Here is a 12,596-nt window from a genome sequence, read left to right on the forward strand (position 1 = left end):
AAAAAACCGCGTACTGCTGGCAGATGTAATTCATTTGGACAAGTGATAAAAAAGGCTTCGCCATCAACGGTGTTACCTACTCACCCTAGACCCCTATTACAGATGTTTATGTGGATCTTGCGCCTGATGCAACACCCCCAACACTTCGATACCAGTCGGAACTTCCCGATAGTAAATAATGTGGCTCTCAACGGGAAAACTCAGCACACCATAGTGAAGATCTTCACTACGATCACGACCGGGGGATGGGTGACGATCAAGAATTTACGTCATAGTCACACGCAATGAAGTTGCATAAGCCTCCGCGATATTCGCCCCCCACCGGCGCATGGAATAGAGTTTCATTGCACGAATATGCTCTCTGGCCTTCTTAGTAAACCGAACACTCATCCTTAAGCCTTACCCTCAAGCTCATCAGCCGTCAACGGTGCAAACACATCATCAATACTATGCAATTCGCCACAGTCAGCTTGTGCAATAGATTCAGCCAGAACGGCTTTTAAACTCTGTAGCTTGAGCTGCACGAACTGGTCATACTCTTCAGGAGAAATGACCACGGCCACACGCTTACCATGCTTACTAATTTCCACAGGCTCACGCTGCACCTTCATAAGCAGATCACCAAATTGGTTCTTAGCTAATTGTGCGGGAATAACTTCCATACATCACCTACCGTCTAAAATGGCTTGAATAGCTATTATAGCTAAACGTGCAAAAAATCACCAGCAATCAAAAACAGCCAAGCTAACAGATCCTCAACGAAATAGATGTGGGGACACGGATCTGTCGGGAGCCAGATGCGGTAATTCTGCAAGTCCGGTTCTGAGGAGGGGCCTACCTGGGTGACCGGGTAGGTCTACTCATCCCAGGACCCCTAAGACATTCCTGCAAAAGTTAAAATAACACTTTTCCTTATTTTATTTTCAGCCTTAAGTTAAAATAACGCGCAGTCTTATTTTAACTTTAAGCTATGTAAATAAGGAGTAAAAAACCTTGCAACGCGGATCTACAGGTCACTATGTCCCAAGTATTGCTGGCGGTGTCGCCTGCCAGGCTTTTGTGCCTCATCCCCTACCACCGATACCGCCACTTGATATTAATAGCAAATTGCAACGACGGATCAATGAGGCCATGTTAGCACTGGGTCGATTAGATGCGATCAGTACGTTTTTACCAGACGAGCATCTGTTTCTTTACAGTTACGTCCGTAAAGAAGCCGTTATGTCCTCTCAAATTGAAGGTACTCAATCGTCCCTCAGCGATATAATGTTGTTTGAAATGGAAGGGATGCCTGGTGTGCCAATGGATGATGTACAAGAGGTATCTTGTTACGTTAATGCTTTATCATTAGGTGTACAACGTATTCAAGAGTCCTATCCCATCACTTTTCGTTTAATCAAAGAACTACATACCGCTTTGATGACATCAAGGAGAGGTATAAGCCGTGGACCTGGAGAGTTCCGTCAAAACCAAGTGTGGATCGGTGGTCATCGTGCTGATGAAGCTACTTTTATCCCGCCTCCGGCTAATGAATTGGCTGATTGTTGGGCCGCATTGGAGAAGTTTATTAACGATGTTCCTGAGCCGACAGATCCATTGATAAAAGCAGCTTTAGCTCATGTTCAGTTTGAAACTATCCATCCATTTATGGATGGTAATGGTCGGTTAGGACGCTTATTAATTCCCTTAATTTTAGTGGAAGCAAAGGTTCTGAGTCAGCCTCTTCTGTATCTATCCGTCTTTTTTAAAAAACATAGACAAACCTACTATGAACGTCTGCAACAAGTCCGCATAACTGGTGATTGGGAAGCGTGGTTACTATTTTTTGTTGATGCGGTTACGGCTACAGCGACACAAGCAGTCAATATCGCCCAACAACTTTATCAGTTACACCGTGAGCACAAAAAACTGTTGCAGCCATTAGGGCGTATAGAGAACTCAGCGAGCCAGATATTGGATGCGTTATTTGAGCATCCTATCGTCAACATTAATAAATTGGTGCAACTTACAGGGCTGACACCGGCAACAATTGGCAAGGTGATGGAACGCTTATCTCAGGCTGATCTCGTATTGGTCTCTGAACTTACCGGCCAAAAACGCAATCGCGTGTATGCTTATAACCGCTATATAGAAATTTTAAACCAAGATTTCTAACAAAACCATATTAATATCACATGGCAGGATTCCACTTTGTTTATCCTGCCATGTTTAATTCATTTATCAGCGATTCTATACTGCGCTTATTTTACATTTACCTAACTTGCCATAATCATTTAAAATCACGAATACAGAGGTATTAAATCTTTTATATCAAATTTATCTTGATAAATCAGTCTATAAATCGTCTCATGATGCAAAGATATCCCTTTATGTTGCTTCAAATAATCAGCCACTTGTTCAGGACTTAAGTCTTTCCAAATTAACCGTTTTATCCATCTTTTGACTTCCGGCGTTATTTTCACCGCTTTCTTAGCAAAATGACGACGAGCCAGTCCCTTCAAAATGAGCCTGTTCAGGGCAGTATGTCTGGACTTCTTGGTTTCTCTTCAATTCTCTGCTGATAGTCGACGGGCTTCGCTTAAGTAACTGAGCAATGAAACACTGTGAAAAACCCGCTTCTTTTAAACTGGAAATCGGGTATCTTTCTGTTTCGGTTAGTTGTGTACAGGTCATAGTGCGTTTTCATGTGGTGGGAAAGATACCTACTCTAGCAACTGGCCCCTTTCTGAAAAATTGCACTTATTAGTCTAATCAGAAAAATATATCGTTGATTTCACTTTCACTATTATTTTACGCCAATTAATCGCGAATTCAAGTCAGTGATTCTGTTTAATCACATTGAGGCAGTTAATTCTAACCCATTAAATTTCTCATCGTTATTTATTATATCCCGCAAAAAATCTTCAATTTGACCAAAATAAAATTTCGTTATTAAAAGAAAATAAGTGCATTCTTCCTTCCCTTTTCCATTCTCCCATTCGTATGGTAATTAACCAAATTGTTGCACATTGCCCAAAGGAGGATAACGACTGATGGCCGCTGAAAAACACTATGCCGTCATTGACGGTGCCAGCGAACCCCGATTGTTCTTTGTTCTGGAACATTTTAATCCCCCGGTGACCTGTCTTTATAATGAGTCTTTACAACCTGAACTGCTTAAAGTCGCGCCTTATTTAGTGGAAGTCACAGAAAAAGTCGGACTTTATTTGGCGGAATGGCAAACCCCCTGGGGAATTTGTCTTCATTCACAGGCGGACATGCGAACATTGCGTCAACATCTGCGTAAATCTCTTCAGGTATTATTACCGGATCAAGATAAACCGGTCTTTTTCCGGTTTTATGATCCGCGCAATATCTGGGAATTTCTCAGTGTTCTGAGTGACTGGGAAATTCACTGCTTTCTGGGGCCGATAAATAAAATTACCACCTCCCTGATGGGGATTAAACAGGAAGATAATTTTCACGCTGTCAGAAAACAATTTCCTGCAGAAGCGCGCTCCAGGCAAAAGATGTTGCAAATTGCCCCCGAGCAATATGCTCAGTTAAATAACCTGTTCGAGCAAAGATTTATTAATAAACTGACGCGACTCATTAATGAAATCAATTACCATAATGGAGCCGGCACCATAGCGCTGCCACATTCAACCCTGTCGGCAATTGCAGATAAAATATTGCAAGATCCCCTCCCGAATCCGCATTATTTCCCCACTTATCTGGATGAAGAGACCTTTATTCAGCATAAAAACCTGGCGGAGGATTGTTTTTATTTTTGTCAGGAGAACGAAATCACCGATGAGCGTTCCATCGGGGGATTCCTCTACCTGCTGCTGGAGAGAAATATGGGTCAGTTTCAGCAAATTCCACCGACCTGGTTAACCGGACTCCGGGACACTCAATGGCCGGGCTATTATCGGATGGAAACATTATTAAAAAGCGAATTAGGTTTTATCCCCAACTAAACGGCCAATAAGATAATTAATATGACTGAACACACTATTTCACCCCGTGCCGGCGTTGCCTGCATGACCTGTAACAACCCGGATCCCTGCATCTACAAAATAAGCGTCACTTTTGGTCAACATACTCAAGTCTGGCCTGAAAAGCCGGCAATTAAAATGGACCTGATTGATCATGGGAAAGGACAAAAAGGCACAATACACATTGAAGATAAATGTCATAACGCCCCTAAACATCATGCTGTGCTGACCGGGGGACAAAAAGAGGCAACCATAGCGTTTAATACGCCTCAAGCGGTCACGTTATTCTATAAAGATAAGTCAGAAGACACGGAGATTGAAAATGGTTTGCAAAGTGTCTGGTCGTATCTGTCTAATCTTGCCAACCCGACGGATATGTACAGCGATCCCCGTTATTATCAGTTAATAGCGCAAGGATGTATCAGTGCTCAAAAATACGCGACGATGGCAGTTTACCCCTCAGTCAGTTTTATGGTTTCTGTCGGATTCAGCTTTGATTTTTCTCATGGTCAACGGTCAATGAAGGAACGGCGTGATGAACAGGCAAAAGCGCGTAATACCATGGAAAATGTTAAACCTAAAAACGGCAATAAGCTGCGTGCAGGGTGGACAGTTAATACGGATGAATTTTATATTTCCAGAGAGACGGCACTTCATGTTGAGTATGCGTTAACGGTTCAGGATATAGATTATTCAGCCAAATTTGCCGAGGTTAACAAGGTCAGGAAAACCCGGCAGAGTTTAGACGCCATCAAGCGGGTGGAAAAACTGTTAGGTTATACCCAAAAATACCTGGTGCCTGCTCCTGACTCAAACGGTAAAGGGACCCGTAATTACCTGCTGTTTGACCTGAATATAACCCCCATCAATATTGGTCTGGCTTATGCTTATGACCGCACCACCTCAGTCGATGACAGTAGCCATTTTTTGGGTTTCAGTGCCGCCCCTTTTATGGGCATGAGCGCAAAACTGGATCTCATTCAACTGGGTGCGGCGTATTGCAAGATAGAGAGTATTGCTGCCAAATTCAGGAAAGCCCTGGCGCGCAGAAATGCGAAGGATGAAAACTATTTAGAGCTTGAATGTTGCATTATTTTAACCTGTAACCTGTCCTTTCAGCTCGGGGCGGCCTATAAACAAAAACAATGGACGTTCGATGTCGGTGATAAGAATGATCTGAAATTGGGTCTGGCAGGGAAAATAAACGCGGCCTTTAAAACCCATATTATGATCATGGAAATTGCGATGAGTGCTGGCGGGGTTATAAAAACGGCGGCGGGTTTTAAACTCGATCAACATGATGGGGGGATTGATCTCGCCGGGTATCATGATGGGATTGTTGCTGAGATTGAGGTAGCTGCGGATATGAAGGCAGATAGACAGAAAAAATCCATGGTTAAAATCAAAAAGAAGTGGAAATGGATTATTGCCGATCCGTTAAAAGTCAGTGAATCCCCATTAAGAATTAATTTGATAGGAGAAAAACGGCCTGTTGTTCAGCCGGAAATAGTCCCGGGTGCTGAAACTGCATCGTGGGAAATGAATTATGACCCTAACTCTAAACCTAAGCTGGATAAAATCCCATTTATCAATGCGGGATTCCCAAGAATGTAAGCAAGAGTAAAAGGATAAAAAATGAAATTAAAACTGTTATTACTGTTATCAGGAGTGATTTTTATGTTAAGTGCTCAAGCAAATGAACCGAGGCTATACATTCGCAGTTTATTCGATATTCAGTATGCCTTTTGTGCCATTAAAACTAATGATGTACTGGGAATGGATAATCGAGATTCGGCCCGGGAAGGTCGGGGATTTGGTAGCGCCAGCACAGCTTCCATGTTGTTAATGGCTAATGGCGAAAACGAAATCAGTTTGGAATTCGGGGCATTGGACTGGTTTGCATCAGATGAAGTGTCAGATAAAGCCCGCGCTCACTTTAATCCTGAAGCGAAATGCAAGCTGGAACTGACCGCTATGCGAGGTAAAAAGAGTGAAGTGCTGACGGCAATTGAAGTGGCAATGGATAAAAACGGCCAACCGGTGGCAACCACACCAATGAATGAAACTAAATATGCCGCTATCAGCACGCCGGTTGTGCGCCATGTGATACAGGCAGACAATGTAGAAGCTGGGCATATAGAGAAAAAATACTTTGATCCCAAAGAATTTCCACCCAATATGACTTTATACCGGTTTAGCCGTAGCGTAAAAATCAGCGGCTTGCCTGATTGGGAATGGGTGAAGGCAACGCCCTACACGGATACGTCTGAACAACGTCAGCAACTGCAACGGGCTTATATGGCGGTCTGGAAAACCTATAATACCAAAGATATAAATACCATCCGGGAACAACAAAAAACGGCGCTCAAAGCCTGGGCTTGGGCCACTGGTGAAAGTGAAGAGAGTATTTTCACTAGTAAACCAATTTACAGTAATATCAAAGCAAAAAACTTCAAAATGATACCGATTAATTGGGATGACTACCGAGTTAAAATAATGAATCAGGGCAGGATGGTTAAATTGGTGAATAAATCAGATCCTGAGAGTTCCCCACTATCTTATTATTACATTGATGATGAAGATGGGGAAACAGTTCTGGCTACTACCACACCAATCTTCTCATTAATTAACGGTCGTTTTGTCCAGGTGATTTAATGGATGTAATATCGGGTTATTTAGCCCGATATTCTTTCTTAATGGATAATGCAGTAAAAATTGGTAACATCGGCACAGCGTATATAGCGAAAGTGAGGCGACACCGATGATTGTGGATTTTTACAGTATTAAAGTTGGATAATATCCCATTTATCACCCTCCCCCAGGAATGTAAGAATAAAAAATGCGATTAAAATTGTTATTACTATTATTAGGATTAATTATTATGTCCGGCGATAACTCACATGAACCAACTATTAGTAATAGGTGAATTCACATAATAAATGCAACATCGTTAATCTGGAAATAAACATGTTCGTATTCCTTTAAATAATTCATTCGGTGTTTTCCCTCCCCGTGTTTTTCAGGGGGTTATTAAATGAGTTTACTGATTTATTTAAACACCATTTGAATAGATGTCGATCGGTAAACTGTTTTTTTCGGTGATTCGTTAACAACTGAGGATAAAAAACAGATATCCATTAATGCCAGATTTTGAAAAGGTACAGAGTAACTAAAAACGGCTGATTCCCTATCATGTTTAATGTATTTATAAACGACGTTATCCTTCGCTTATTTTACATTTACCTGTCCTGCCATAACCATTTAAAAGTATGAAAACAGATGTATTAAAGCTTTTATATAAAAGACGGATTTAACTATAAGTGCAGTTTTTTAAATGACATTAACCATGAACAGAAAACTTAAAATAAATCAGCGAGAAAAAGAATATTATCCGAAAAAATATAACGGGGTATCTTTATACCACCAAGCTATTTACGGATTGATTTATGAAGATAAAAGACTTATAAAAACTGTTCATAATTGCCAGTAAAACAACGCCAGTAAAGATAAAATCGAATATGATTAACATTGATTAAATATCAGCATTTATATACCGATATAATCTTTGATTATCTGATTCGAGCTTATAGTGAAATAATTAAGAATGTTGCGCTTGTATCATAGTAATTATGGTGGTTAGCTACCATCATATGAGATTTTCACAGATATGAAAGGTATGTATTTATTTGTAATTTTTATTCCGTGGAATTACTGATTTATCTCTCGAAAATAACAGTACACCGACAAGAACAATATTCTGTGGGCCATTTATTATCAGCCCACAGGAAATATTAACTATTCACTATTTCAAGCTAACCGCCAGTTTTGCGCAGATTGCTGTAATGTCCAAAGATCGTGGTAAATCCCTCGATTTGCCAATAATTGCTGGTGCTGTCCTTGCTCTGCAATTTCACCATTATTCATCACCACAATTTTGTCTGCATATTCAATGGATGACAATTTATGTGCAATAACCAACACGGTTTTATTGGCTATCAATGACTGCATCGCTAATTGGATGTCTCTTTCATTTTCCGGATCAAGCGAAGCCGTTGCTTCATCCAAAATAATCAGAGGCGCATTTTTGAGTAATGCCCTTGCGATAGAAAGCCGTTGCAATTCTCCGCCAGAAAGGTGTATCCCATCGGCACCGATTTTCGTATTCAACCCATCAGGCAATTTATTCAGTAAACTATCCAATCTTGCCAAACAACAGACTCGCAATAATTCTTCATCACTGGCATCAGGACAGGCAATTCGCAGGTTATTACCAATCGTATCATTTAGCATGTAATGACTCTGGAATACCACACTGATATATTGCTGCCAATATTCCACCTCCATCGAAGCAATATCGACTTTCTGGTTGTAGCCGCCTACCCAAATACGTCCTTCAGAAAGTTGCCAAAAACGGGCTATTAGTGCAGCCAGCGTTGATTTTCCTGAGCCAGATGCCCCAACCAAAGCGGTCACTTTATTCGCTTCAATAGTTAGATTTATTCCTCGAAAAATTTCTGGTTTATCGGGATAAGCAAAATACACATTATCTAATTCAAGCGTCATATTATTGAGCTGCGGCCGGGTATTTCCCTGCGATAATTCAGGCAATTCAAATACTTTTTTAACCCGTTCTGTTGCCAGACTAAAATAATTCAACTCAGCCAGAAACATTGACATATTCAATAATGGCCGGAAAAAACGTACCGCCGCAATAAGAAATACCAGTACCTCCGCTAATGACAAGGTGTGCCCCAACCACCCCCAAGTCAGTGCGATCAATAATACGATAAATCCGCATTCCACCAACAAATTAAAACTGTATATCGGCCAGACGCCCGCTTTTTCAGCCGTTAGCGATTGCTGATAAGTCGTCGTAAGTACATTATTCAAACGGCCAAAAGCCTGACCAAGCATCCGATAAGATTTCAACACTTTCAGGCCATCAATATACTCCATCAAAGCATCATTAAGTTTGAATAGTAATTGCTGCATCCGACTTTGCCAGCGGCGCGCATATTGTCGCATCAGTAAATAAGCACACACCGCCAAAGGTAAAGTTGAAAGCATAGCCAGTGCCATACGCCAATCTTTTAATAATAATCCGATAGAAAAAAAACAGAGTACGGAAGCCGTTGCAATTATTGGTGCATACAAGTGCGTGAAGATATGTTCGATCATATCGATATCTTTCAGCAATGTATTATTAACGCCACTCATATCCGTCCGCTGAAAAAACCCCATCGGCATACGGCGTAAATGTTCTCCCAGATTTTTACGTAATGTACGCCCGGCATCGAAACCAATCTGTGCAATATTGAAATAAAGTGTACGAGCCAGTAATACCCGAACCAACATCAGAGCCGCACAACCGCCTACCAGTTTAAACTGATACATCATATCGGGCATATCAGAGAGCATGTCGAGAATGATGTAGTAAAGAAATGCGTAAGGCGCTGATGCCAGAAAAGCATCCAATATGGAGAGGGCCACCATACCTGAAAGCCCTTTCAGTGGTTTTCCAACCAGACGGGAAAGATTAAACGCCTTAAACATGTGAAACCTCCTGGTTACGCATAGCCACATGCCAGCTTTTTGCCGCCTGATGAGCATCCCACATATTTTGATAAAGTCGGCACTCCTGCAAAAGTTGCTGATGCGTTCCTTCCGCCACTTTACCTCCATTATCCATCACAATGATTTTATTAACATTGACCAAAGTATTCAGCCGATGAGCAATCACCAGCACCGTGCGCCCTTTCATCAAATGGGACAGTGCCTGCTGGATTTTCACTTCATTTTTCGCATCCGCATAAGCGGTGGCTTCATCCAAAATTAAAACCGGAGAATCTTTTGCTATCGCTCTGGCAATAGAGATCCGTTGAGCCTGCCCGCCACTGAGCGAGCCTTGCTGAACCACGGTTTGATATCCTTGCGGTAATTCACGAACAAATTCATCAACGCAAGCCGCTTTAGCCGCAGCAATAATCTGCGATTCCGTAATATCCTGATTCCCCATCCTGATGTTATTCATAATGGTGTCTTCAAAGATAAATACATCCTGAAAGACAAAACTAACCAGCGACATTAATTGATCCAAAGGCATCGCGGTAATATCGCTTCCCCCAATCAAAATACAGCCTTGCTGATACTCATATAACCGGGGAATAAGTTGAGCCGCGGTTGTTTTCCCGGCCCCAGAAGGGCCGACAAACGCGGTAATTTCCCCTTGCCGCGCGGTGAAAGAGAGAGCATCTACCGTAGGAATAACCGCATTATTATGGCTGAATGTGACATGTTCAAAACAGATGTCACTACCATCAATTGGCTGTGGAGCACCGCCCTCCCGTTGCCGGGGCTGCTCAGAAAAATCACGGATATTTTCCACACCTTTTAGCATTTGGCTGAACATACCCGCAAATTGCAGCAGGTTGTAGAGTGGCTCCATCAAGCCAATTCCCAACAGCATGAAGATAAATAATGTCGCCAGCGCCACATCCCCTTGGGCATACAGCCAGATACCAACGGGCATAATACATAACAATCCCAAATCCAACGCCAGCTTAAACAATGCCGCAGGCGTTCGGGTATCGACAAGCCATCCTGTGACTAATCGATGATGTTGTTCCACGGCATTGGCATACCGCTGATGGGAGTCGACTGTCATATTGAAAGCTTTGACCAGTGGCATACTTTTCACAAAATCCACCACGCTGGTATGCAAATCTGCTACAACCTGATGATAAGCTCTGATACGCGAATCAAACCCCTTGAAAATCCAGCACTGCATGGCAATGGCTACCGGCAAAGGGATCAACGCCAATAACGCCAACCTCCAGTCAAAGAAAAACAGCAATGTGGCCGCTGCCAGCGGTGAGACAATAGCAGCAGCAATATCCGGTAAGTGGTGAGCAATGAATGTTTCGATTCTACCAATATCGTCTGAGATGATTTTCTTCATTGTTGCAGAGGTATGACGATTAGATGTCCCCAACGGTAAATCACCCACTCGTGCAATCACTTTACGGCGTAATTCAAACAGAAGCTGGAAAGCCGCTTTATGCGATAACAAACCGGAAAATAGTTGCAATATGATCTTACCCGCCAACGCCATGACTGCCAGACCGACCAACCACCATACCTGTGATGCAGCCGCATCCGGCTGATGCAGAAAAGTATCTATCAGGCGATAGATCAACACATAAGGCACCAACGCCAACAAAGAGTAGATAACGGCTAAGGTCATGGAAGCGATCACGCTTTTCTTTTGAGTCCCGATCAGTTTCATCAACCAAGAAAAAGCGCTGTCATCTGATTTCATTGTGGTACCTCAACTCGCTGAGGTTGAACCGACGGGCGGTTAATGATCGACGAAACCAGACGGAAACAAACTGCCACAATAACAATTGTGGTCACACTTCCTACCACCGCCGCATAGAAAGCATGGGTGAATCCCCAATAGTGTGCCAACGTTCCGGCAATGACCATTGCCGCACTACTACCAAGCACTTCACAACATTGCAGCAAGGTAAAATTGGTTCCTGGCTGAATAACATCCTGTTTGCTATCACCTTCACTCCAGCACATGAAACAAGAGAAGAAAGAGACGCAGCTCAGATTGAAAAAGAAACCTTCCAACATAAAGAAGATAAAGACCATAGTGGGATCTGTTGATGAGACAGTGAGTGAAATCGCCAGCCCTAACCAACATAACGCACTGGCAATCAGCCCACTTAATGCCAAAGTCGGGCTGGAAAACCAGCGATGAAGAAAACCCGCCGCCAACGCGCCAGTGATATAACTGATAATTAACACACTGCCGGAAATCAGAGCAATAAATTCCAGATTAACGCCCATATCTACGAGCAGAGGTGATATCAACCCAGCACCAAGTGTGCTAGCGAACTTAAACAACAATGCCATCAAAATAACCGGCAAACTTCCCTGACGGCGGAATATTTTCCAGACGGAAGCACTACCCGGTTTAACAGGAAGCTGCTGATCGATATTGAATTTGTCCTTATTAAGCATAAATGGAATATGGCAAACAATCTGAACCAGTAAAAAGAACAGCACCATGTTGTGCCAACCCACAGAGCTGAAAACATAAAGGCTGAGAATACCACCAACCAGCATTCCCAAACTAAACCCGGCAACCTGACCGACATTCACTTTGACATGACGACTGCCGGCAAAAGTGCGCACTGCCAGAGCATCAACCGCCACATCCTGGCTGGCATAAAGAAGATTAATGAATGTGAGTATGATCAGCAAACCGATGACATCAGTTTGTGGGCTGAAAAACCACAGAGAAGCGACAGCAAGCAATGAAAGTATTTTAAATAGTTGAATCCAGGCTAATCCGGCAGAAAGTTTGCCAAATCCCCACGGTTTATGGTTTTCAATGAAAGAAGCCCAGATAAATTTGAATGCCCAAGGTAACATGCATAAACCAATAAGACCGATAAACTGCATATCAGCCCCTTGCTGCCGTAAAATCCCCGGCAAAGCAAAAATTGCCAACCCCAGAGGAGCACCTTGCGCGCAATAAAGGCCAAATAAACCAACAAGGTTATAATTATATTTCATGATATTTCCTAAATTTATTGATTGCGCAATGAT

General features: G+C 42.4%; 10 protein-coding genes and 1 pseudogene. 4 read left to right on the forward strand and 7 right to left on the reverse strand.

Annotated features, from left to right (window positions below):
• Positions 1-96: 96 nt before the first annotated feature.
• Genes PTE_RS26325 through PTE_RS04835 form a run of 3 tightly spaced genes read right to left on the reverse strand, consistent with a single transcriptional unit; the run spans position 97 to position 662 of the window.
• A complete protein-coding gene (locus PTE_RS26325) occupies positions 97-264 on the reverse strand; it encodes a type II toxin-antitoxin system RelE/ParE family toxin (RefSeq protein WP_274534121.1) in 168 nt (55 codons plus the stop codon).
• Positions 265-390, reverse strand: coding sequence for a hypothetical protein (locus PTE_RS26810; protein ID WP_274534120.1), 126 nt, complete (start codon positions 388-390; stop codon positions 265-267).
• A gap of 2 nt (positions 391-392) precedes the next feature.
• A complete protein-coding gene (locus tag PTE_RS04835) occupies positions 393-662 on the reverse strand; it encodes a type II toxin-antitoxin system Phd/YefM family antitoxin (protein WP_036843786.1) in 270 nt (89 codons plus the stop codon).
• Positions 663-993: 331 nt separating this feature from the next.
• Between PTE_RS04835 and PTE_RS04840 the strand changes: the two genes are divergently transcribed.
• Positions 994-2,154: a Fic family protein gene (locus PTE_RS04840; protein WP_036843787.1), complete on the forward strand. Its 1,161-nt coding sequence runs from the start codon at positions 994-996 to the stop codon at positions 2,152-2,154.
• Between the two features lie 143 nt (positions 2,155-2,297).
• Here the strand turns inward: PTE_RS04840 and PTE_RS24345 are convergent.
• Positions 2,298-2,673: pseudogene (locus tag PTE_RS24345) on the reverse strand (transposase); the annotation flags it as partial.
• Between the two features lie 359 nt (positions 2,674-3,032).
• Between PTE_RS24345 and PTE_RS04850 the strand changes: the two are divergent.
• The 3 genes from PTE_RS04850 to PTE_RS04860 are packed head-to-tail and all read left to right on the forward strand — an operon-like array spanning position 3,033 to position 6,632.
• Entirely contained in the window at positions 3,033-3,959 is a 927-nt protein-coding gene (locus tag PTE_RS04850) for a DUF4123 domain-containing protein (protein WP_036843788.1), read from the forward strand.
• A 21-nt stretch (positions 3,960-3,980) separates the two neighbouring features.
• Positions 3,981-5,591, forward strand: coding sequence for a hypothetical protein (locus PTE_RS04855; RefSeq protein WP_036843789.1), 1,611 nt, complete (start codon positions 3,981-3,983; stop codon positions 5,589-5,591).
• 21 nt (positions 5,592-5,612) lie between these two features.
• Complete coding sequence (locus PTE_RS04860; protein WP_036843791.1) at positions 5,613-6,632, forward strand: hypothetical protein; 1,020 nt, start codon at positions 5,613-5,615, stop codon at positions 6,630-6,632.
• Positions 6,633-7,784: 1,152 nt separating this feature from the next.
• On the opposite strand, the gene PTE_RS04865 is transcribed toward PTE_RS04860, so the two are convergent.
• From PTE_RS04865 to PTE_RS04875, 3 genes are read right to left on the reverse strand one after another with little or no spacing between them, the layout of a single operon-like run.
• Positions 7,785-9,530, reverse strand: coding sequence for an ABC transporter ATP-binding protein (locus PTE_RS04865; RefSeq protein ID WP_036843793.1), 1,746 nt, complete (start codon positions 9,528-9,530; stop codon positions 7,785-7,787).
• Positions 9,523-11,295: an ABC transporter ATP-binding protein gene (locus tag PTE_RS04870; RefSeq protein WP_036843796.1), complete on the reverse strand. Its 1,773-nt coding sequence runs from the start codon at positions 11,293-11,295 to the stop codon at positions 9,523-9,525. The genes PTE_RS04865 and PTE_RS04870 overlap by 8 nt, the downstream gene beginning before the upstream one ends.
• Positions 11,292-12,563: an MFS transporter gene (locus PTE_RS04875; RefSeq protein WP_070974998.1), complete on the reverse strand. Its 1,272-nt coding sequence runs from the start codon at positions 12,561-12,563 to the stop codon at positions 11,292-11,294. Before PTE_RS04875 ends, PTE_RS04870 begins: the two co-directional genes overlap by 4 nt.
• Positions 12,564-12,596: the final 33 nt, after the last annotated feature.

This window comes from Photorhabdus khanii NC19 (assembly GCF_000517265.1).
GTDB classification, from domain to species: domain Bacteria; phylum Pseudomonadota; class Gammaproteobacteria; order Enterobacterales; family Enterobacteriaceae; genus Photorhabdus; species Photorhabdus khanii.

Excerpts from the sequence above, each read along its gene's own strand:
- PTE_RS04870 (WP_036843796.1), bottom strand. The coding sequence starts at position 11,295 with ATGAAATCAGATGACAGCGCTTTTTCTTGGTTGATGAAACTGATCGGG.
- PTE_RS04875 (WP_070974998.1), bottom strand. The coding sequence starts at position 12,563 with ATGAAATATAATTATAACCTTGTTGGTTTATTTGGCCTTTATTGCGCG.
- PTE_RS26810 (WP_274534120.1), bottom strand. The coding sequence starts at position 390 with ATGAGTGTTCGGTTTACTAAGAAGGCCAGAGAGCATATTCGTGCAATG.
- PTE_RS04860 (WP_036843791.1), top strand. The coding sequence starts at position 5,613 with ATGAAATTAAAACTGTTATTACTGTTATCAGGAGTGATTTTTATGTTA.
- PTE_RS04855 (WP_036843789.1), top strand. The coding sequence starts at position 3,981 with ATGACTGAACACACTATTTCACCCCGTGCCGGCGTTGCCTGCATGACC.
- PTE_RS04850 (WP_036843788.1), top strand. The coding sequence starts at position 3,033 with ATGGCCGCTGAAAAACACTATGCCGTCATTGACGGTGCCAGCGAACCC.
- PTE_RS04835 (WP_036843786.1), bottom strand. The coding sequence starts at position 662 with ATGGAAGTTATTCCCGCACAATTAGCTAAGAACCAATTTGGTGATCTG.
- PTE_RS04865 (WP_036843793.1), bottom strand. The coding sequence starts at position 9,530 with ATGTTTAAGGCGTTTAATCTTTCCCGTCTGGTTGGAAAACCACTGAAA.